This window comes from Acinetobacter sp. UBA1496, from assembly GCF_002324975.1.
Classification (GTDB): domain Bacteria; phylum Pseudomonadota; class Gammaproteobacteria; order Pseudomonadales; family Moraxellaceae; genus Acinetobacter; species Acinetobacter variabilis.
Genome location: NZ_DCRI01000014.1, coordinates 26,306 through 47,391 on the forward strand (window position 1 = coordinate 26,306; position 21,086 = coordinate 47,391).

Annotated in this window: 20 protein-coding genes; 10 read left to right on the plus strand and 10 right to left on the minus strand. The window is 44.3% G+C overall.

The features are described 5' to 3' along the window. Positions 1–46: 46 nt before the first annotated feature. Positions 47–487, minus strand: a complete 441-nt coding sequence (gene dtd / locus B3143_RS01275; protein WP_286739252.1) for a D-aminoacyl-tRNA deacylase — start codon at positions 485–487, stop codon at positions 47–49. Positions 488–714: 227 nt separating this feature from the next. On the opposite strand from dtd, the gene B3143_RS01280 reads away from it, so the two are divergent. From B3143_RS01280 to asd, 5 genes are all read left to right on the plus strand, one after another. Continuing rightward, positions 715–2,229: a catalase gene (locus tag B3143_RS01280; RefSeq protein ID WP_286739254.1), complete on the plus strand. Its 1,515-nt coding sequence runs from the start codon at positions 715–717 to the stop codon at positions 2,227–2,229. A gap of 185 nt (positions 2,230–2,414) precedes the next feature. Further along, entirely contained in the window at positions 2,415–2,942 is a 528-nt protein-coding gene (locus B3143_RS01285) for an ankyrin repeat domain-containing protein (RefSeq protein WP_286739255.1), read from the plus strand. 128 nt (positions 2,943–3,070) lie between these two features. After that, entirely contained in the window at positions 3,071–4,276 is a 1,206-nt protein-coding gene (gene pncB, locus B3143_RS01290; RefSeq protein WP_262735790.1) for a nicotinate phosphoribosyltransferase, read from the plus strand. 178 nt (positions 4,277–4,454) lie between these two features. Continuing rightward, the gene (locus B3143_RS01295; protein WP_286739289.1) at positions 4,455–5,303 is read left to right on the plus strand and encodes a sulfurtransferase; all 849 of its coding nucleotides are present in this window, start codon (positions 4,455–4,457) and stop codon (positions 5,301–5,303) included. Continuing rightward, positions 5,300–6,151: an archaetidylserine decarboxylase gene (asd, locus tag B3143_RS01300; protein ID WP_180031968.1), complete on the plus strand. Its 852-nt coding sequence runs from the start codon at positions 5,300–5,302 to the stop codon at positions 6,149–6,151. The genes B3143_RS01295 and asd overlap by 4 nt, the downstream gene beginning before the upstream one ends. 300 nt (positions 6,152–6,451) lie before the next feature. Here asd and B3143_RS01305 read toward each other — a convergent pair whose 3' ends face one another. Further along, positions 6,452–7,066, minus strand: a complete 615-nt coding sequence (locus B3143_RS01305) for an SPOR domain-containing protein (protein WP_286739259.1) — start codon at positions 7,064–7,066, stop codon at positions 6,452–6,454. Positions 7,067–7,379: 313 nt separating this feature from the next. Then, positions 7,380–9,170, minus strand: a complete 1,791-nt coding sequence (gene argS, locus B3143_RS01310; protein ID WP_166137525.1) for an arginine--tRNA ligase — start codon at positions 9,168–9,170, stop codon at positions 7,380–7,382. A 253-nt stretch (positions 9,171–9,423) separates the two neighbouring features. Here argS and B3143_RS01315 point away from each other — a divergent pair, with 253 nt between their 5' ends. Further along, positions 9,424–9,711 carry a DUF2798 domain-containing protein gene (locus tag B3143_RS01315; RefSeq protein ID WP_286739261.1) on the plus strand — a complete coding sequence of 96 codons (288 nt, stop codon included), beginning with the start codon at positions 9,424–9,426 and terminating at the stop codon, positions 9,709–9,711. Between the two features lie 86 nt (positions 9,712–9,797). Here B3143_RS01315 and B3143_RS01320 read toward each other — a convergent pair whose 3' ends face one another. The 3 genes from B3143_RS01320 to B3143_RS01330 are packed head-to-tail and all read right to left on the minus strand — an operon-like array spanning position 9,798 to position 12,261. Further along, on the minus strand, positions 9,798–11,099 hold the full coding sequence (locus tag B3143_RS01320) for a DUF445 domain-containing protein (protein ID WP_286739263.1): 1,302 nt from the start codon (positions 11,097–11,099) through the stop codon (positions 9,798–9,800). An 11-nt stretch (positions 11,100–11,110) separates the two neighbouring features. Further along, positions 11,111–11,680 (minus strand): CC0125/CC1285 family lipoprotein, encoded by a 570-nt coding sequence (locus tag B3143_RS01325; protein WP_286739265.1) that lies wholly within the window; start codon positions 11,678–11,680, stop codon positions 11,111–11,113. 41 nt (positions 11,681–11,721) lie between these two features. Continuing rightward, positions 11,722–12,261, minus strand: coding sequence for a DUF924 family protein (locus B3143_RS01330; RefSeq protein WP_286739267.1), 540 nt, complete (start codon positions 12,259–12,261; stop codon positions 11,722–11,724). A 211-nt stretch (positions 12,262–12,472) separates the two neighbouring features. Here B3143_RS01330 and gshA point away from each other — a divergent pair, with 211 nt between their 5' ends. Together gshA and B3143_RS01340 are read left to right on the plus strand one after the other, a co-directional pair. Continuing rightward, positions 12,473–14,050, plus strand: a complete 1,578-nt coding sequence (gene gshA / locus B3143_RS01335) for a glutamate--cysteine ligase (RefSeq protein ID WP_286739268.1) — start codon at positions 12,473–12,475, stop codon at positions 14,048–14,050. A gap of 18 nt (positions 14,051–14,068) precedes the next feature. Next, on the plus strand, positions 14,069–14,596 hold the full coding sequence (locus tag B3143_RS01340; RefSeq protein WP_286739270.1) for a disulfide bond formation protein B: 528 nt from the start codon (positions 14,069–14,071) through the stop codon (positions 14,594–14,596). Between the two features lie 88 nt (positions 14,597–14,684). Here the strand turns inward: B3143_RS01340 and B3143_RS01345 are convergent, their stop codons facing one another. Beyond that, entirely contained in the window at positions 14,685–16,016 is a 1,332-nt protein-coding gene (locus B3143_RS01345; RefSeq protein WP_286739271.1) for an alpha/beta hydrolase, read from the minus strand. Between the two features lie 242 nt (positions 16,017–16,258). Between B3143_RS01345 and B3143_RS01350 the strand changes: the two genes are divergently transcribed. Both B3143_RS01350 and parE read left to right on the plus strand, forming a co-directional pair. Further along, complete coding sequence (locus B3143_RS01350; RefSeq protein ID WP_286739272.1) at positions 16,259–16,852, plus strand: YqiA/YcfP family alpha/beta fold hydrolase; 594 nt, start codon at positions 16,259–16,261, stop codon at positions 16,850–16,852. A gap of 1 nt (position 16,853) precedes the next feature. Beyond that, complete coding sequence (gene parE, locus B3143_RS01355) at positions 16,854–18,734, plus strand: DNA topoisomerase IV subunit B (protein ID WP_166137506.1); 1,881 nt, start codon at positions 16,854–16,856, stop codon at positions 18,732–18,734. 62 nt (positions 18,735–18,796) lie between these two features. Here the strand turns inward: parE and B3143_RS01360 are convergent, their stop codons facing one another. The 3 genes from B3143_RS01360 to B3143_RS01370 form a co-directional block, all read right to left on the minus strand. Beyond that, positions 18,797–19,525 carry a hypothetical protein gene (locus B3143_RS01360; protein WP_286739274.1) on the minus strand — a complete coding sequence of 243 codons (729 nt, stop codon included), beginning with the start codon at positions 19,523–19,525 and terminating at the stop codon, positions 18,797–18,799. Between the two features lie 120 nt (positions 19,526–19,645). Further along, positions 19,646–20,149, minus strand: a complete 504-nt coding sequence (locus tag B3143_RS01365; protein ID WP_286739276.1) for a GNAT family N-acetyltransferase — start codon at positions 20,147–20,149, stop codon at positions 19,646–19,648. A gap of 97 nt (positions 20,150–20,246) precedes the next feature. Further along, positions 20,247–20,981, minus strand: a complete 735-nt coding sequence (locus tag B3143_RS01370; RefSeq protein ID WP_004781448.1) for an outer membrane protein OmpK — start codon at positions 20,979–20,981, stop codon at positions 20,247–20,249. Positions 20,982–21,086: the final 105 nt, after the last annotated feature.

Sequence of the window (21,086 nt, forward strand, 5' to 3'; positions counted from 1 at the left end):
AAAGCCCTCATTTAGAGGGCTTTTTTCATTCTGGAACAATGACAGTTTATTCAACTTCCAGATTAAAAGTCACAGGCCCATCATTGACCAGATGCACTTTCATATCGGCCGCAAAAATACCGGTTTGTACATTTTCGAACTGGCTCTGCGCATATTCAACCAGCTGTTCATACAGGGCCTTGGCATCGCTTGGCGGCATGGCGGGACCAAAATCCGGACGTAAGCCTTTTTGAGTTTGCGCCATCAAGGTAAATTGAGACACCAGCAGTAAACCGCCACTGGCCTGACTGACATTCCAGCCCATCTTGCCTTGTTCATCATCAAAGAAGCGATATTTCAATATCTTATCAATCAGTTTTTTGCCTTTTTCCAGATTGTCTTCTTTACCCAGACCCAGAAAAACCAAAATACCTTTGCCAATTTCTCCGGTGGTTTCACCATCGACCACGACTTTGGCTTCCAGTACCCGTTGTAATAATGCACGCATAATCAATTTCAGTCAGATTCAAAATTGCCGCCATTGTAGCAAGATCAGACTCATCTATTATTAAGTTAATATCTAAAAAACGAGCTTAATTTATTGATTATCATTGATAATATTTTAAACTATCTAAAAACACGATCGTAATCATAAAAATTATCTGTTTTATCTATTTTTTGCTCTCAAGTATCTTAGCTGCATGCAGGAAAGGTATTAAATTGAGAGATTTAGAAATGTTTAAGCGTTCATTACTTGTTGCAATGCTTGCAACGGTGACAGCTGCCCAAGCTGCGCCATTAACCAAAGATAACGGGGCACCAGTCGGTGATAACCAGAACTCGATCACTGCGGGTCTACAAGGTCCAACTTTGCTGCAAGATGTGCAACTGGTTCAAAAACTGCAACGTTTTGGCCGTGAGCGCATTCCTGAACGTGTAGTACACGCACGTGGTACAGGGGCTTATGGTGAATTCGTTACGACTAAAGATCTGTCTGATTTAACAATTGCTTCTTTATTCAAGGCCGGTACCAAAACTCCAGTTTTTGTGCGTATGTCTACCGTTATTCATGGTAAAGGTTCACCAGAAACCCTACGTGACCCTCATGGTTTCGCCATCAAATTCTATACTCAGGAAGGTAACTGGGACTTAGTCGGTAACCAGACGCCAGTTTTCTTTATCCGTGATGCGATCAAATTCCCGGATTTCATCCATGCGATGAAACCAAGCCCGGTCACCAACGTACAAGATGCCAACCGTGTATTTGACTTCCTGTCTAGCCAGCCTTGGGCAACCAACATGCTGACTTATGTTTATGGCAAGCAAGGTGTCCCAACCAGCTACCGCGAACAGGACGGTTTCGGTGTACATGCCTACAAACTGTATAACGACAAAGGCGAATACAAGTACGTGAAATTCAACTTCCGCTCTAAACAGGGTGTGAAGGGCTTGAACGTCAAAGAAGCGGCTGTACAACAAGGTAAAGATTTCAATCACTTGACCAATGATCTTTATAACAACATCTATGCAGGTAATTTCCCGAAATGGGATTTGTATATTCAGGTACTTGATCCTAAAGATCTGAACAGCTTTGATTTCGATCCGCTAGATCCAACCAAAATCTGGCCAACCAACCTGGTTCCAGAAGTAAAAGTCGGTACATTGACGCTGAACCGTATGCCGAAGAATTTCTTCAATGAAACTGAACAGGCTGCATTTGCACCAGGTAACTTGGTTCCTGGTATCGAACCATCTGAAGACCGTCTGTTACAGGGCCGTATCTTCTCTTATTCAGATACACAAATGTACCGTCTAGGTGCGAACCATCAGCAAATTCCGGTAAATCGTCCTGTGGTGAATGTGAACAACAATAACCAGGAAGGTCACATGAATGTGTCTGAACGTGATTCTGATGTGAACTACGAGCCAAGCCGTAAAGAGCCAAAACCGGCAACTGAAAAAGCGCGTGCAGTTGAAACGCCATTGACTGGTCATGTGCAACAGATCGGTACTAAAGAGCAAAACTTCAAGCAAGCCGGTGATTTGTACCGTTCATATACTGCCAAAGAGAAAGATGACCTGATCATGAACCTAGCGGCTGATCTGGGCAATGTCAAAGATTCAGAAACCAAGCACATCATGTTGTCTTACTTCTATAAGGCAGATGCGGACTACGGTATGCGCATGACTAAAGCTGTCAATGGTGACATCGCTATCGTTAAAGCCAAAGCTACAAAATTAAAAGACTAATCCCGATTGGTCTTGAGGAACTGGTGACTAGGGCATAGCGCATCACCTCCAAAAAGTCCTGTAATACTCCAAACCTTTCCTGCACCCTAGGGGGAGTTTTACAGGCACTCCGTTTTTCATTCCATCTCAGGTTAATTAAGTCTTTCAAGACTTAAATTTCTTTTCGATTTCTGTTGGAGTTCATCATGAAAGTTTTACCACACGCATTTTTAGCCAGTATTCTTGCCTTTAGCTCCGCATTCGCAACTGCTGCTGAAGTGAAGAATGTCTCCCCTGCAAAAACTGTGGCAAGCGTTCAGATGACCTCACAACAGGAATTGATCGATCTGTTTTTTGCTGCCGCTAAAATCGGCAATAGCGAAGTGATCAATGAATTTTTAAAACACGGCTTTCCAGTCGATGTACGCAATAAAGATGGTTATACCCCGTTGATGATGGCGACCTATTATGGCCATCAGGATATTGTGACCACCTTACTGGCCAAAGGGGCAGACCGCTGCGCCCGGGACAACCGTGGCAATACGGCCTTGATGGGTGCCTTATTTAAAATGGAATTTACCATTGCCAAACAGCTGCGTCAGGTTGACTGTGATGCCCAAGCCAAGAAAACCGGGCAAAAAACCACAGCTGAATTTGCCAAGGTGATCGGTCAGGAAAAGCAGCTACAGAAAATTATCAAGGAACAGGAAAACGGACTGAAAGCAGTCAAATAACTGTGTGGGAAGCGGTTTATTTTCTTGAACTTTTGTCGATAATTCAGCTAGCTGTACGTAAATCCTGCAATATTGCTTAAACTTTTATGCTTTAATGCGGGATAAGCACAGCGATATTTTCCTTAGTTATGGCTCCAATTATCCACTCTTTGTTAGATACTGACTTGTATAAATTCACCATGCTACAAGTGGTATTACATAAGTTTCCGCAAACGCATAGTGTCTATCATTTCCGTTGTCGCAACCTGGAAGATACAGAATATCCGCTGACAGATATTCTGGATGATTTGAATCACCAACTGGATTTGCTGTGTCAGCTCAAATTTAAAGAAGACGAATTACAATATTTACGCAGCCTGCGTTTTATCAAAAGCGATTTTGTGGATTATCTGGAACTATTCCAGCTTAAACGCCGTTTTATTAAGGCCACCATCGACAATGAAGGCCGCCTGGATATTACTATTGAAGGCCCCATGGTTCAGGCAATGATGTTTGAAATCTTTGTACTGGCCATTGTGAATGAACTGTATTTCAGCCGCATCCGTACACCCGAAGTGCGGGCTGAAGGTGAGCGCCGTCTTAAGGCCAAAATCGAATTGCTGAAACAATACGATGCATCACAGGATCCGAATGATCCGCCATTCCTGGTCTCGGACTTTGGTACCCGCCGTCGTTATAGTTTTGATTGGCAAAAGCATGTCGTCGAAGAATTCAATAAAGCTGCACCACACGTGTTCCGTGGGACCAGTAATGTGTATTTAGCCAAAGAGTTGGGTATTACCCCGATTGGCACCATGGCGCATGAATTTCTGCAAGCCTTTCAGGCGTTAGATGTGCGTCTGCGTAATTTCCAGAAAGCCGCCCTGGAAACCTGGGTGCAAGAATACCGTGGTGACCTTGGAATTGCCTTAACCGATGTAGTCGGTATGGATGCTTTCCTGCGTGACTTTGACCTGTACTTTGCGAAACTGTTTGATGGCTTGCGTCATGACAGTGGTGATCCCTATGAATGGGGTGACAAAGCTTATGCGCATTATAAAAAGCTGAAAATTGACAGCAAAACCAAAATGCTAACTTTTAGTGATGGCCTGAATCTGGAAAAAGCCTGGAAATTGCATCAATACTTTAAAGATCGCTTCCAGGTCAGTTTTGGGATCGGAACGAATTTGACCAATGACATGGGACAAACCCCACTCAATATTGTGCTGAAACTGGTGGAATGTAACCGTCAGTCAGTCGCGAAAATTTCCGATAGCCCAGGAAAAACCATGACGGATAATGATACTTTCCTGGCATATTTGCGTCAGGTGTTCAATATCTCAGAACCTGCCTAAAAATATCTGCTTTATTCAAAAAACCGCTTCAATCATGAGGCGGTTTTTTCTTGGATGATGGTCTTTCTTAAATCAGCTTTAGCTAAAATTATGCTAAGGATCTAGATAAAAACAACATAATTGAAAAAATGAGCTGTGCTAAGATCAAAAGGATTTGACCGCAATGACAACTACTAAGATGACAGCTTCCGCCTTTGACTTTGGTCTGCTGATTGAAGCAGAAGATTTGGTTCCACATTTGGGAAATGAAAAACTTCGAATTGTTGATTTAAGCCGGGCGTCGGTTTATGAACAATTGCATATTCCACATGCCTTACATCTGCAACCCAAGCTGCTGGTTCGTCAGGAAGAAACAGCCATGGGCCTGTTACCGGATGCAGAAGGGCTGGAAGCTTTAATTCGTTACCTGAACATTTCTCCTGACCATCATGTCGTGGCTTATGATGATGAAGGCGGTGCGTGGGCAGGGCGTCTGCTCTGGAACCTGCATTGTTTGGGCTTTGAAAATACCAGTTTACTCAATGGCGGCATCCATGCCTGGCTGGGTGCGGGACTACCGACTTCATCGGATCAGGAAACATTTACACCTGTCGATCATCTGGTTCCAGTCAATCTTGAAAGAAAGGCTGAGTTTCAGATTGATTATGATGAATTAAAACAGCTCATTGAAAATGAAAAAATTCAGGTATGGGATTGTCGTACAGAAGATGAATATACTGGCTTGCGTCTAGCTGCGCGACGCGGCGGTCACATCCCGGGCGCACGTCATTTTGAGTGGAGTACTGCCCTTAACCGGCAAAATCATTTAAAATTACATCCTTTACCACGTACTCAGCAGCGTCTGGAACAACTGGGATTTGATCTGGATCAGCCGGTTGTGGTGTATTGTCAGTCCCATCACCGTTCAGGTCTGGCTTATATTCTGGGGCGCTTATTCGGCTGGAATATTCGAGCCTATGATGGTGCGTGGAGTGAATGGGGCAACCGCCTCGATAGTCCAATCGCTACAGGAGAGGTGCCATCTTGAGCATCACATCGCGTCTAAAACAACAACTGTTTATCCAGGCCCAAAAAGTGGTGCCACAGCATCGCCTGTCCCGTGTGGTGGGAAAAATTGCAGCCAGTGAAAATCCACTGGTAAAAACAGCCGTGATCGCAGCGTTCAAGACCAAATACGGGATTGATATGTCGATTGCTGAGCAGACCAATGCCTTGAAGTTCAAGTCATTCAATGATTTCTTTACTCGTGGGTTAAGAACTGGGGTGCGTGCGGTCGATGCTGATTCAACTGCGATCGTATCTCCGGCAGATGGCGCGATTTCCCAACTGGGTAAAATTGAAAATGGCGATGTGTTTCAGGCCAAAGGCCAGAAGTTTACTGTTGAAAATCTGATTGCTGATCCGCAACTGGCAGAACCATTCAAGAATGGTGAGTTTGCGACAGTGTATCTGTCACCACGTGACTATCACCGTGTTCATATGCCATTTGCCGGGACTCTGACTGAAACTTTATATGTACCGGGTGAACTGTTCTCGGTCAACCAGACCACAGCCGAAAATATTCCAGGTCTGTTTGCCCGTAATGAACGTATGGTATGTCTGTTTGATACCGAACTTGGTCGTATGGCAGTGGTTCTAGTTGGCGCGATGATTGTGGCTGGCATTGAAACTGTAGCGACTGGCAAAGTAAAACCCTCTGGCCGTATTGAGCTAAACCAGCATAATCTTTTCTTAGAAAAAGGTGCCGAGCTAGGCCGTTTTTACCTAGGTTCAACCGCTGTTATTCTGTTTGAAGAAAACAAGATGCAATGGGATGAGAAGTTTAAAGCTAATTCAACCGTATTGATGGGTGAGGCGTTGGGGCATACCCTATAAAAAGCTTTTAATCTCCTGTTGTGTTGTTTCCCCCTTTGAAAAAGGGGGATTGAGGGGGATTAAATATTCTAATTTCCTCCTCTTGCGCTTCAATTCAAAGCAGTGCTTCAAAGCTTGCTCAGGAGGGAATCTCATGATAACAAATATCCCTTAGATTCTTTCCCTTTGAAAAAGGTGAGAAACCTTGCTTCGCAAGAGGGAGTTAAAAAATTAAAATCCCTCCCAACCTCCCTTTAAAAAAGGGAGGAGATAAAAGATCCAAAAAAAAGCGCCATCTGGCGCTTTTTTATTTTCTAAACTTTATCGTTTGACCACGATCGAATCGATACCGCTGTGCTGTAAGGTTTGCTGTGCAATAATGGCAGATTCTGCTGAATCATAAGGTCCAGACACGACACGATACCAAACCTTGCCATTTTCCACGCTGCGGACTACATCTGCAGATAAACCGTTGAGAATAATTTCTGCACGGCGGGCATCTGCCTGATCCGGGTCATCAAAACTACGAACTTGTAAAATATAGCTTGCAGAAGCAGGAGTTGGGGCTTCGGTTGCATCCAGACCTGGCTCAGTTGCTGTTTCTGATTCATCAACTTCAGGTCTTGGTGCCTCTACAATCACCACTGCTTCCTGATTTTTTGCTTCAGGAACCGCCTCTTTAGGAATCGGTGTCACTTGCTGCTGTGGCAACAGATCATAAAAACGGTAGTCTTTATTGGTATCTTCTTCTTGAGAATGCTCAGCCGTAGCCTGGTTTTTAGGTTTAACAGGTTCCCATGGCTTCCACAGCATGAGTGCCATTAAAAAACTTAACACGATTAAAATGATCACGAGTGTGCCGAGCCAGGTAGGAATAAGTGGCTTTTGGGGCTTATTCGGTCTTTCAGATACACCGCGCTGCGTTTTTCCAAACACTTGGGATTTCCTCTTATTTATCGGGGCAAATAGAAAAGGCATAACAGCAGTTATGCCCCTACTATAACTTCATCCTATGTGATCATGATAGAAAAGTCATTATCTAGATCACAAATCACACAGAATTTTAATTTATCTACATCTTCAAGCACATAGCTAACGTTATAAAATGTTTATTCAGCAGATAAACGGCAATGACTAGCATGCTTACTTCAAGCACAGCTCTCGCCTTGCGAGCATGCAAAACAGTGTTTTGCTTACATGCTCACTTCGAGCAGAGCTCTCCGTCTTGCATCAATGTAAAAGCAGTGCTTTACATTGACTCAGGCGCAGATACACCAAGCAGTTCCAGACCGTTACGCAGCACCTGGCGAACATTTACAGATAACAATAAACGTGCCTGAGTTAATTCTGCATCATCGCCCAGAACCTTGTTGTCGTTGTACCAGCCATGGAACAGCGCAGCCAGCTCTTTCAGGTAGTTACCAATCTGATGCGGTTCATAGCTGTTTGCAGCACGAACGACAATCTCTGGATAAGCTGCCAGCTTTGCCAGAATTTCGGTTTCCGCTTCCAGCTCAAGTTTGGCTGCCAGACCACGTGCAGTGGCTGCATCAAAGTTCACGCCTGTAGAGGCTGCCTTTTCTAACATACGGCAGATCCGCGCATGCGCATACTGGATGTAATACACGGCATTGTCCTTGCTTTGAGATACGGCAAGGTCAAGGTCGAAGTCAATGTGCTGTTCAGATTTACGCATGACATAGTAGAAACGCGCTGCATCATTACCGACTTCTTTACGCAGGTCACGTAAAGTCACGAACTGGCCTGAACGAGAGGACATCTGTACCATCTCGCCACCACGCCACAGGCTGACAAACTGAACCAGAAGTACAGTCAGTTTTTTCGAGTCATAGCCCAGAGCATCAATCGCTGCTTTTACACGTGCGATATAACCGTGGTGGTCTGAACCCCAGATATCAATGATATCAGTATAGCCACGTTGTAATTTGTTCAGGTGATACGCAATATCAGACGCGAAATAAGTGGTTTGACCATTACGGCGTTTCACTACGCGGTCTTTTTCATCGCCAAATTCAGTCGACTTGAACCAGATGTTGCCATCTTTTTCATACAGGAAGCCACGCTGATCTAGAGTTTGTAGCGCTTCACCAATTTTTTCAGTCAAAGTTGCTTCGCTAAACCATTGATTGAAAGTCACTCCGAATTCACCGAGGTCATCTTTAATATCATCAAGAATGGCTTTTAATGCAGCCTGATGGAAGACGCGGTAACCTTCATTTAATAAGGTTTGTGAGTTGAAGATCAGGCCATCAATGTGTTTTTCTTTATCGCCTGAAACAACCACTTTATTGCCTTCAGCATCCGGTTCGGCAGCGTACTGTACATCCTCAGGGACATCTTTATAAACGTCTGCAACAGGGCGAACATAGATATCGCCGTCTTGATCAATAATGCTTTGTGCGATTTCTTTAACGTAATCACCTTGATAGGCATTTTTCGGGAACACCAGTTCCTGACCCGTCAATTCTAAATAACGCAGATAAGTTGAAGTCGCCAGAATATCCATCTGACGGCCAGCATCGTTAACATAATATTCACGGTCAACTTTGGCACCTGTCGCTTCAAGCAGATTTGCAACAGTCATACCATAAGCAGCGCCACGACCATGACCTACGTGCAGGCTAGAAGTCGGGTTCGCAGACACAAATTCAACCTGAACGCGTTTTTCCGCATTAGCCTGGGTGCGGCCATATGTTGCCTGTTGAGCCTGAATCTGATCCAGTACAGCAAAACGCTGGTCTGCATTTAAAAAGAAGTTAATAAAGCCTGGGCCTGCAATTTCTGCCTTGCTGATATCCGCCACTTCAGGCAGGGCAGCAAGGATTTTTTCTGCTAAATCACGCGGTTTCATACCCGCAGCTTTAGACGCGATCATGGCAATATTTGATGCAAAGTCACCGTGGCTGCGGTCTTTGGTACGCGTCAAATTACTTGTATTGTTCCAGTCAGATGGGAGTACGTTTTGTGCCTGTAAAGTTTGCACTGCATGATCGAGAGCTGCTTGGATTGCCGTATTCATAATCAGTCGAAAATAGATATCGCAGAAAAACAGCAAATATAGCAAATTTCCGACTCTTTAGGTAAAACCATTTATGGGGAATGAAAAATATACGATTAGCAGCCTATGGTTTTTATCCCTCGGTCGGTCATCAATGAAGGATCACATGAGAAAGAGGAGAATAAATAAGTTGCAAATTTTGCTATAAAAAATGAATCATCCAGCAATCAAAATGGCCTATATTAGCCTGATTGAAACTATAAAAAGAGTCAGCATGGATTCAAAACAGCGCCCGACCATTATCGGCAATATTCCCAAACTTCCAGCCAAATGGGCCTTGGTCATTGTGCCTTTTATCCTGTCCTGCCTGATGAGTGGAATTATTTCCATGATTAACATGCTGCGTAATCTGGGCTGGATTGAGGGCTTTATGGCACTCTGGTTTCATAACTGGATGATTTCCTGGACAATTGCTTTTCCAATTGTGGTAACGCTTTTGCCTTTTGTACGCAAATTTGCCGGATTGCTGGTCGATATGTCAGGAAATCAGCCACCCAAATAATTGTTTTCTATCAATGAGAATTAAGAAAGAAGTTTTAGAAGGTAAAAAGCATTCGCTAACAGATAAGCTCTCTAGCTAAAACCCAATTAAATCAGATGTTCGACTGCAGCACGGATGATTCCAAGGATCAGACCAATGCAGGCCCCGACCACGACACCATTAACCCGGATCATATGCAGGTCACCACCGACTTCATTTTCAATCTTGTCGATCATCTCGGTCGAATCCCATTCATGAATACGTTCACTGATAAAACGAATCACTTTCTCACTGTACTGGTCACTTAAGTCTACAGCGATACCACTGAGACGTTTATTCAGTAACTCACGCACTGAGGTATTTGAAATAATATTCTCACCGACTTGCTGAATGGCAACTCGCAGATTCTCTGCAATCCCTGAATCCGACTTTTGCAAATCCGCTTTGATGGCATCGCATAAAATGACCACTGCACCACTGATAAAATTTAACACTTGCGGACTGTCGAGCAGGGCATCTTTAGTTTCATTCAGTCGCTGGCTGGCCATACTTTCAGAGTCTGCCAATTGCTGCATCAGTTCTTGAGCAGTTTCTTCAATTTTAAGCCGCCAAGGATGGTCGGGATCTGCCAGCATGGCTTCCACCCGCTGAATTACTAAATCGATACTGCGTTGCTGCACATCAATGCCGATCCAGCTCGCGCCTTTGGCCAGACGCCAGACGCCCATTTCCTTGAATAAAGTGCGGGTCAGCTCACGGGTCTGTTCCGGATGTGAAGTCATCCAGGCATGCACCACATCCAGGCCACGTTGCAGCACATCCTGATGAAAATCATTTTCTAAAACAGCGCGTAACATTTCGCTGGCCAAGGTATTGATTTGGGTATTTTTGACCCATTGCACACTGTTGCTCTGAATAAATCCGGCGATCTGTTCCTGCCCGACAAATTCAAATACTTTAGGTACGGTCTGCTGAATCACTTGTGTGACTTGAGCATTATTCTGCGGATTGGCCAGCCAGCGGCCGGCAGCCAGACTTAAGTCCGTACTAGCCAGACTGCGCTGCACAATTTGCGGAGAAAGGAAATTTTCCTGCACAAAACGGCCCATGGATTCGGCAATCCGAGCCTTGTTGCGGGGAATAATTTCAGTATGATCACGTAAAAATTTTGGAATCGGCAACCGGCCAAAAGGATTACGGAACAGCACGGTAATCGCATACCAGTCTGCCAGACCACCGACTACACCCGCTTCGGCGGAGAGCATCAGGATATGAATCAGCCAGACATATTCAGGCAGCAGTTTGGCAGTAATCATCAGCGCCAGCCAAGCCAGTACTGCGACGACCAGTGCAATGGTCGCAAAACGTTTACTGCGTTGTAAGCTCGGTGACGGCTGCTCTTTCTGCATAAATCATCCTGTTATTGAGGCGTGGCTGGCTGTGGTTGGAGTACTTGGCCGGATGGACTTACTCCATATTTAGCGCCAAGTGATTGTAAAATCAAGCGGGCATCAAAGGCATCTTTCGGTTCCTGACCGGCTTTAAAGCACTCAATGGTATAAGCCACTTGAGCAGGATCTAAAGTGACAGTATAGGGCTGATCATAGAATGGATCGGGCCAGAATCCCGGATAACGGCGGTAATAACCATAAGGACGATAATAGCCGTATGGATAGACGCTAGGCGCCGGATAAACAATTGCCTGACGCGGTGGTTGCTGGGTACGGTTACTAGGATCGTTCAGTACCCGGAAAAACTGGAAGCCATTTTGTACCGTAGTTTGAGCAGCTTTCAGCAGGGTGATTTCTTCGGCCGTACCGAAACTCATATTAGGTCGCGCCTGAAAACTGATGCGGTAGGTGTTGGCGTTCAGCGGAGTGGTGCTGTACTGGCCGAGCTGGTCAAAGGTCAGCGGCTTGGACGGTGTCGTTGCACAGCCAGAAAGCAGGGCAGTCGTCGCAAGGGTCAGGGCAATGACGGTTTTTTTCATCTTCGTTCTCCTGATAGGATGATCCAGCAAGTTACAGACCTCTAGAAGCTGCTATCTGGCTGGGTCAGGAAACTCAATTCTTCCTCGGTGGATTCACGGCCCAGAATCTGGTTGCGATGTGGGTAGCGTCCGAAACGATCAATAATGATTTTATGCTTGATTTCATATTCGAGATTTTCTGGATTGCCGAGGCGCTGAAATAATTTTAGCGCAAATTCATGGATTAATTTAGATTCGCTATGCATGAAAGGCATATAAAGGAAGGAACGTTGCTCCGGGCTCAGCTGCTTGTCCAGACCCTGGCTGATGGCTTCCTGAGCCAGTGCCAAAGCCAGACTGTCCTGGGTAAAAGCACGCGGCGTATCCCGAAAAATATTGCGTGAAAACTGGTCCAGAACAAGGATTTCTGCCAGACGGCCGTCAGCATTCTTGCGCCATGACCACAGTTCAGCTTTACTCGCCTGTTCCAGAATACCGCCAAATTTTTCCTTCAAACTTTGGTCGAACCGGTCACTTTTGGCAAACCAGTTGGGTTGAGTCTCAGGACTAAACCAAAAGTCTAAAATATCTTGATAATTCATATTGTTTACAATTTATTAGCATTTATTTTTCAATAAAATCACAAATTTCACATGTCTTATAGAGAAACTTTGTGTTAAAAATTTGCCCAACTAAAAATCAATGGTTTGCTTGAAAACTAGGCAGGGCAGCATGTGCTGTCTGGAAATCGCGGTATACTAAGCTAAACCGATGATTCTATTTTAATAGTTACCCCCATTAAGCGAGATTGTAATGAGTCAACCTGAATCGACTGCCCATGATGTATTACCGGAATGGGTAGATTCGTCGCTCATCCAAGGAATGCTGCGCGGTATCGAGCGTGAGAGCTTGCGTATGCAAAGCAATGGTTTCCTGTCGCAGGAACCGCATCCTCATGCCTTAGGTTCAGCTCTGACACATCCGCATATTACGACCGATTATTCTGAAGCCTTGATGGAGTTTATTACTCCACCGAAAGAGAGTATTACTGAGGCATTAAACTATTTGACCGACATTCATGCCTTTGTACATCGTCATCTGAAAAATGATGAAAAGCTCTGGCCGATGTCCATGCCATGTATGCTCGACAGCAAGGATGAAAATATCCCGCTAGCGCAATATGGCAGCTCCAATATTGGTTTATTTAAAACGCTGTATCGTCATGGTTTAGGCGTGCGTTATGGCCGTCGTATGCAGACCATTTCCGGGGTTCACTATAATCTGTCTTTCCCGGATCATTTCTTTATAGCACTCCAGGAACAGGAAACTGATGAAGAGCTGCGCGCTTTAAGTCTGCAGGATTATCGCAGCCATCGTTATATGGGGCTGATCCGTAACTTTATTCGTTTGACGCCACTGGTAATTTTTTTGGTTGGTGCCAGTCCAGCCGTTTGCCAGTGTTTTATGACCGGACGCGATCACCACTTATTCCCGCTGGTACGCGGTACTTTATATACGCCTTATTCGACTGCATTACGGATGGGACGCTTTGGCTACCAGAATTCAGCGCAGAAACAGCTGGGTATTCACTACAATAATCTGCAGGATTATCTGGAAGGTTTGCAAAAAGCGGTTAAAACACCATATAAACAGTTTACCCGTCTGGGTCTGGATGATGCCAATGGTCAGCCAATTCAGATCAATGACCATGTGCTACAGATTGAAAATGAATACTACAGTCTGGTGCGTCCAAAGCAGGTACCTCAAGAGGGTGAAACTCCATCGCAAGCCTTGCAAAATCGCGGGATTGGCTATGTCGAGCTGCGTGCTGTCGATGTCAATCCGTATAGCGCGATCGGGATCAATGAAGATACTGCCGGCTTCCTGGAAGTAGTGGCGCTGTACTGCTTATTGCAAGACAGCCCGGCGCTACTGGATGCGGAACAGGAAATCATTGACCAGAATCAGGCAGAAGTGGTCAATCGTGGCCGTGCCTATAACGCTGCGATTATGGAAAATGACCAGCGCTATATGATTGAAGACTGGTGTAATTTACATTTGCAACGTATGCAGCCACTGGCTCAATTGCTCGATCAGGCTTATGAAACTGATCTATATAGCAATGCTATGCAAGCCATGCAGATCCGTGTCGATGAAGTTGATGCGACCTTGTCAGCCCTGATTGTCGGAGATATTCGTAGCCACAGCAGCATGTGGCAGTTTGGCCAGCATTTGGCCCATCAGCATAGCAATCTCTATGAATCACATCGATTAAGCAAAGAAACACTTAAATATTTCAATGAATTGTCACAAAAGTCATTGCAGCAACAACAGCAGCTCGAGCAAGATAACACGATCAGTTTTACTGAATATTTAGCCCAATATCGATAATAAATAAGAGGATTAACCATGCAATGGGGTTATCGCTTCGTGAGTGGTGTATTGTTTTTGGCATCTGTTGCCGGGATGGCATTTGCTTTATATCTTGAGCATGGACAGGGCCTGAACCCTTGCCCATTGTGTGTGTTTCAACGAATCGGATTAATCGGATTGGGGATTATTTCCCTGATTGCTTTGCTGCATAATCCGAAATCCAATGCCATGAAGCGTGGTTATGCTTTCTTAGGCTCGCTCAGTATCTTATGGTCAGTCGGTGTCGCTGCACGGCATGTCTGGTTACAGAATCTGCCCCCAGATCGAGTGCCGAGCTGTGGCCCAGGTCTGGATTACTGGCTGGAAACTTTGCCGATGAAATCGGTATTACAGCAGGTATTAAACGGTTCAGGTGAATGTGCCGCCATTGATTGGACGTTCCTGGGGCAATCTTTACCGGTCTGGTCATTGGTGTTCTTCAGTATCTTATCGCTGATCAGCCTGTGGCAGTTATTTCGCAAATATCAGACTGCGCCCGTCAAACGTCTAAGAGATAAATACTGATTTTCAAAATCTGAATCAAAAAAAGCCAGTCTACAGACTGGCTTTTTTTATTACTCTCTTAGAGGCGAACCAAATTTTTTACCTTCGATCAGGTCAGGGCAATGCCTTCAATACTGTCCAGATCGGTCACATATTCATGAATTTGCGTATAGGCTTCATCTTCCACACTTGGATAGAACCAGCGCACAATCTGTTCAGCTACCAGTGGATGATACTGAATTTCAAAATGATTTAGGCCATAGAAAATCGCCTTATGCGCATCAGGTACTTTCAGGTCAAAACGCGGATGGGGATGTTCGCCCAAGGCACTTTTGACACTGACCAGATAATCGCCGATCACATTAAGCGTTTTGTTGGTATGGTGTTCAAACTCGATCGTACCTGCCACCAGATAGGCATCGATATGCGCAGGAATCGGTGCAGGTTTACGGTTATCGTCCATAAAGCCAATCCGTACCGGATTATATTCCCAGTCATCATCCCGGACACTGCCATGACGTAAGTCCAGAATCCCGTTACTGCGAATATTCACCACATTTCCCACAATTTTCACTAAAGGAAAATGTCCAATTTTTTCCTGCAAGCTAAAACCAAAACGTTCCAATACCGCACCATGATGCGGTGAACCTAGACAGACCAGATTTTCCACCATCGGAATCCAGTCATAGACATTCTGTTTGCCATAGAATAGGGCACTGCGTGACACCAGACCGCCCATACTGTGTCCGATCAGATCAATACTGGTAATTCCCGGATTACGTTTGACCAGATCTTGCAAGGTATTGGCCAGACTGCGGCCATTGGCTGAAATGCGGCGTCCGGTATTATAGTTCAGGTACAGCATGGTGTTATGGTCGCGCTGAGCCAGCAATTTTTCCCCAATACCCGGGTATTTACGAGTTGACCAGTCCAGATGGTTCATGCACAGACCATGCACAAATAGGGTAATGCGTCCGGTTAGCTCACCTTGTTGCAGAGAACCATAATGATCGTAAATAAGCATCGGCAAGGCGAGAGGATTCTGATATTTCAGCAGATAATCGCCAATAATCCCGTTCAGGGCACTGACCATAAAATGCATGGTCGGGGTCAGGGGTTTATTATGTAATTTGGGAAATCTTTCAATAATGCGGCGCAGTCCAGGCGCGATCAGGGTATTGCCATAATGAAAGATCATGTCATAAGACATTTGATACAGACGTACGATATAAGGAATATTCTGGAAAGTTTTGGAATTTTTTTCACTCAGCCCGAATACGCTCATTAAAATTTCGCGCTGAATCGATTTAATCAGCTCCTGTACTACATCACTAAAGCGCATGGTGACCAATTGTGCCAGGCCTTCCAGGACATCTGCCTGGCTAAGCGGAGTTCGGTCCCATCGACAATAGGTTTCATGCAATGGCGTTAAACTTGGCATTTGATCCTATCCTTTATATGAGCCGTAGACATCTTTCTTTTTTGAGCACTTCGCGGTATAAATTCTTTTTTCAGTATTCTTGATTCTCAATTTATTCGGAATACTCTTAAAATAGCGAGAATTGCATAACATTAAAGGCTTTTTTGTCAGACAATTTAAGCAATTAAGTGGTTATAAAATGAAGTGTATTTCACACTTTTAAATTAAATTTTGACATTTTGTTTGTTTTTTATTGATTGCCGATGAATATCATTTACCTGCATGGGTTCAAGAGTAGTAGCAACTCGATTAAAGGCCAGTTATTGGAACAATACTGTGCCAAGTACCCGGATATTCAGGTGCATTTACCCGATTTAAATATGCCGCCGATGGCTGCAATTCAGAAGATTGCTAAATTGATACAGTCGCTGGATCAGGTGGCATTGGTTGGCAGTAGCCTTGGGGGATTCTATGCGACATATTTGGTCGCTCAAGCGCATGTGCCGGCTGTACTGATCAATCCGGCAATGCGACCATGGCAGCTATTTCGTGAACTGTTTGATGATGAATTGCCCCTGCAGGTTCATCCGAACTGGTGCCTGAATGAAGCAGATCTTGACCAGCTCGAAGCCATGGCCCTACCAACTGCACAAGATGCAGACAAAATATTAGTGCTGTTACAACAAGGCGATGAAGTTTTGGATTATCGTGAAGCACATCGCTATTATAGTTCAGTTCGTCCACCTGCACTGCTGATGACCGAGGCCAATGGCAGCCATGGCATGGATGATTTTGCGGAGAAAATTCCGCTGCTCTTACAGTTTTTATCCGACTGCATAAAAAAGGAAACCGAATAACGTGTCTCAATATACGGCTCAATCTCTTGAAGTTTTATCTGGTCTAGATCCGGTGCGTCGTCGTCCGGGCATGTATACCGATACCTCTCGTCCAAACCACTTGGCGCAGGAAGTGATTGATAATGCGGTCGATGAGGCACTGGCGGGACATGCCAATAAAGTCACGGTCACGGTGTATAAGGATGGTTCATTATCAGTTGAAGATAATGGCCGTGGTATGCCGGTTGATATTCATCCGGAATATGGTCAGAGCGGGATTGAAATTATCCTGACCAAACTGCATGCCGGTGGTAAGTTCAGTACTGATAACTATCAATTTTCTGGCGGTCTGCATGGCGTAGGGATCTCGGTCGTCAACGCGCTTTCTAGCCGCGTAGAAGTTGAAGTTCAGCGTCATGGTAACCTGTATAAAATGGCCTTTGAAAATGGTGAACCGACTGCACCGTTAGAAGTGCTAGAAGGTAAGGCACCGAAACGTGCCACAGGGACAACTGTTCATTTCTGGCCAGAAACCAAATATTTCGATTCTCCAAAATTTGCGCTTAAAGCCCTAAAACATAACTTAAAAGCCAAAGCGGTATTGGCTGCTGGTCTGCAAATTAACTATATCGACCAGATCAATGATGAAAAGATCACCTGGCAGTTTGAAAATGGTCTGGTTGACTATTTGATGGATGAGCTGGAAGACCGTGAAATCATTCCAGCCCCTGCGTTTGTGGCGACAGGTGATGCTGAGCGTGCCAGTGCAGAATTTGCTATCTGCTGGAATGTGGAAGGTGGAGAAAGTATTCAGGAATCATACGTCAACCTGATTCCAACCGCACAAGGTGGTACTCACGTGAATGGCTTACGTTCAGGCGTGACCGATGCCATGCGTGAGTTCTGTGAACTGCGTAACCTGTTGCCGCGTAATATGAAACTGTCTGCAGAAGATGTCTGGGACGGGGTGAACTACATCCTGTCACTGAAATTCCAGGAGCCACAATTCTCTGGTCAGACCAAGGAACGTTTATCCAGCCGTGAAGCTTCAGGTATTGTACAGAATATTGCCAAAGATGCGTTTGCGCTATGGTTAAACCAGAATTCAGACATCGCTATGCAACTGGCAGAAATGGCCATTTCCAAAGCGGGTCGCCGTCTAAAAGCGGCCAAGAAAGTTGAACGTAAGAAAATTGTCGCTGGTCCGACTTTACCTGGGAAACTTTCAGATTGTGTGGGACATGATCTGGATCAGTCTGAACTGTTTATTGTGGAAGGGGACTCTGCGGGTGGTTCAGCCAAGCAGGCACGGGATAAGAATTTCCAGGCGATCATGCCAATTCGCGGAAAAATTTTAAATACCTGGGAAGTCTCTTCGGATGAAGTGCTGGCCTCTCAGGAAGTTCATAACATTGCAATCGCGATTGGCGTCGATCCAGGTTCAGATGACCTGTCTGAACTACGCTATGGCAAGATCTGTATTCTTGCCGATGCCGACTCGGATGGTCTACATATCGCGACTTTGTTATGTGCGCTGTTTGTAAAACACTTCCCGATTCTGGTCGAAGAAGGGCATCTGTTTGTAGCGATGCCACCACTATTCCGTATTGATGATGCTAAAGATGTGCACTATGCACTGGATGAAGATGAACTGGAAGGCATCCTGAAAAAATGTAAAACCAAGAATCCGCAGATCACCCGATTCAAAGGTTTAGGCGAGATGAATGCCAGCCAGCTCCGTGAGACCACTTTGGATCCAAATACTCGCCGTCTGGTGCAACTGGATCTGGATGATGTGCACCTGACTTCAGGTTTACTGGATAAACTGTTGGCCAAAAAACGTGCTAGTGACCGTAAAGACTGGCTGGAACAGAAAGGTAATCTGGCAGATATCGTTGTTTAAAATGACTTGCTGCTAATATCTATTAAAAAGCCCGCAATCGCGGGCTTTTTTAACAACTCAATTTAGGACTCAACTTTTAAATAATGCCCATCTGCATAGACATTATGTCCAAAGCCACAACCTGAACTGCCACTGTCCTGTTTTAAAATCACCTGCTGCCCCTGTTTAGGATCAAAAGCAAAATTGAGGTTAATTTTGCAGTCATCTGATCGATAGGTCGTTTGGGTTTTATTAAGGGGTATTGTGGTTTCAAATTCACCTATATTTGGACCATAAATCATGCTATTTAGTCCCATATAGAGGCCATTAAAATAAATCTGATAAGAATTTTTAATCTGTTTGACTTGAATGGTATTCCAGTGACCGAAGCCAGCATGCTGTATATAAATACCTGCCAAGTTTTGAGTTTTTTGCGGGGGAGGAAGCTGTTTTAAATTAAATTGACTGCTTTTGGCTTGAGGAAAGACTGAAAACCAGGCACGTGCCCATTGTGGCTTTCCTGATTTAAAATAGCTTAAGCCGACATTATTAAAAGCAGTGGCAATGGCACTCTCGGAAAAAGATACACCGCTATTTTCACTATGCATTGCACAAAAGGCAGACCAGGAAGCTTGCTGTTGAAATTGTCCTAGCGCATTTTGATACTGTTTCTGATCATAAAATTTTCTTCCCGAGTTGGCATAGCTTTTCACCTTGGCACATTCGGATCGGAGTTCAGTTTCAAAGTCTGAATTGGCGAAACTAAAACTACTCAGAGGGAGAATACTGATAAAGATAAGCCATTTATTCATAATTTTTACTCAACTGACGTTATTCTGGTTTTAATAGAAAATTTTATCTATCCGCAATTTTTCTAACAGATTCTTGATCTAATTAGATTAAGTTTTACATAAAAAATAAAATATTTTAGTTTAATTCAGGTTGAGTTGCATCAATACCAGATCGCGCCATTGTCCAAATTTCTGTCCCACTTCCGGCATATAACCGGTTTGTTTAAAGCCTAATTTCTCATGTAAGGCAATCGATGCCTGATTTTCATGGTCAATGGCACCGACCATAACATGGATAGCATTTTGCCGCGCATGTTCAATCAGCTTGAGCATCAGGGCTTTGCCCAGACCTTGCCCGATAAAATCTGCATGAAGAAAGACAGAATGTTCAACAGTGTGTTTAAAGCCCTGAATGGGCCGAAAAGTAGAATAATCCGCATAACCTGCAATTTGCTTGGATGCTGAATGTTCAGCCACCAATAAAGGAAATTGCTGAGCACTTAATTCACTTAGCATGTTCTGAAAATCCTGAATTGTCTTTGGCGTGCTATTCCAGGTTGAGGTTCCGTATAAGATTTCAGCATTGTAGATCGGGAGTAGATGTTCCAGATCTTGAATTTGAGCAGGACGAATAATAAAGCTCATAAGCAGATGCCAAAAAAGAAAGAGAATATCTAACCATAACCTGAATTTAGGCAATAAAAAAGCAGAACCGAAGTCCTGCTTTATTCATTCTAAAAACTTAGAAGTGGTATTTAACCAATGCACTGACATCGTGTTGATCAACGTCAGTACCGAATTTGTTATTCCAAATAGAATGTTCAATACCGAGGTAAAGTTTAGTCTCAGGAGAGATATGCTTACCAACGTTCCATTTGTATTGTGAAGTCCAGTTCAATTCGCTTTTGTGATCAGGACCTTCAGCGGTTGACCAGTCCAGGAAAGCATCTGCCAGGAATTCTTCGCCACCAATTTTAAATGGAACTGCATAAGTGATTGTCATTTGATAATCATCTTTTTGCAAGTCATTGTCAGCTTTGTAGAAATTAATATTTGCATAACTAGTATATGGAATATTAAGTGCAAAACCGATCCCGTATAGGTAGTTATTAAAGTCACTCGCACCGCTATTGCCCTCCCAAGTAGTGGCAATAAGTACGTCTTTAATTGGGCCAAGTTCAAGCTTTTGACCAGTGACTGCACCTAAACTTAAACGCGGTGCAACTTCGAAGTAAGTTTCATTACCGAAGTCATTATTGGTACGGTCAGCAAAGGCGAAGATATCACCATATTTTAAACCAGCTGCATATTCAGCAGTAATGGTTGATTGATCAATTTTTTCATTACCCGCTGCAAATGGTGCTTTATAGTTTTCACCATATAAAGCTGACAAACTAAAATCTTGCCAAACTGCTGCCTGAGTGAAAGCTGCTGTTGAAGCCAATGCACAAAGTGCCGCGATTTGTGTAAATTTCATTTAAATATCTCCCCCGAGAAAGCAGCTTAAGGATACAGATTAATAAGTAAAAATAAAGTCAAAATTGATCGCTGACAGAAATATTTCATCGTCTTGAGCTGATGA

Coding starts and splice junctions, on each gene's coding strand:
- B3143_RS01345 (WP_286739271.1), bottom strand. CDS start 16,016: ATGCCAAGTTTAACGCCATTGCATGAAACCTATTGTCGATGGGACCGA.
- dtd (WP_286739252.1), bottom strand. CDS start 487: ATGCGTGCATTATTACAACGGGTACTGGAAGCCAAAGTCGTGGTCGAT.
- argS (WP_166137525.1), bottom strand. CDS start 9,170: ATGAATACGGCAATCCAAGCAGCTCTCGATCATGCAGTGCAAACTTTA.
- B3143_RS01325 (WP_286739265.1), bottom strand. CDS start 11,680: ATGAAAAAAACCGTCATTGCCCTGACCCTTGCGACGACTGCCCTGCTT.
- B3143_RS01370 (WP_004781448.1), bottom strand. CDS start 20,981: ATGAAATTTACACAAATCGCGGCACTTTGTGCATTGGCTTCAACAGCA.
- gshA (WP_286739268.1), top strand. CDS start 12,473: ATGAGTCAACCTGAATCGACTGCCCATGATGTATTACCGGAATGGGTA.
- B3143_RS01285 (WP_286739255.1), top strand. CDS start 2,415: ATGAAAGTTTTACCACACGCATTTTTAGCCAGTATTCTTGCCTTTAGC.
- pncB (WP_262735790.1), top strand. CDS start 3,071: ATGGCTCCAATTATCCACTCTTTGTTAGATACTGACTTGTATAAATTC.
- B3143_RS01365 (WP_286739276.1), bottom strand. CDS start 20,149: ATGAGCTTTATTATTCGTCCTGCTCAAATTCAAGATCTGGAACATCTA.
- B3143_RS01340 (WP_286739270.1), top strand. CDS start 14,069: ATGCAATGGGGTTATCGCTTCGTGAGTGGTGTATTGTTTTTGGCATCT.
- B3143_RS01330 (WP_286739267.1), bottom strand. CDS start 12,261: ATGAATTATCAAGATATTTTAGACTTTTGGTTTAGTCCTGAGACTCAA.
- B3143_RS01295 (WP_286739289.1), top strand. CDS start 4,455: ATGACAGCTTCCGCCTTTGACTTTGGTCTGCTGATTGAAGCAGAAGAT.
- B3143_RS01350 (WP_286739272.1), top strand. CDS start 16,259: ATGAATATCATTTACCTGCATGGGTTCAAGAGTAGTAGCAACTCGATT.
- B3143_RS01315 (WP_286739261.1), top strand. CDS start 9,424: ATGGATTCAAAACAGCGCCCGACCATTATCGGCAATATTCCCAAACTT.
- B3143_RS01280 (WP_286739254.1), top strand. CDS start 715: ATGTTTAAGCGTTCATTACTTGTTGCAATGCTTGCAACGGTGACAGCT.
- B3143_RS01320 (WP_286739263.1), bottom strand. CDS start 11,099: ATGCAGAAAGAGCAGCCGTCACCGAGCTTACAACGCAGTAAACGTTTT.
- B3143_RS01360 (WP_286739274.1), bottom strand. CDS start 19,525: ATGAATAAATGGCTTATCTTTATCAGTATTCTCCCTCTGAGTAGTTTT.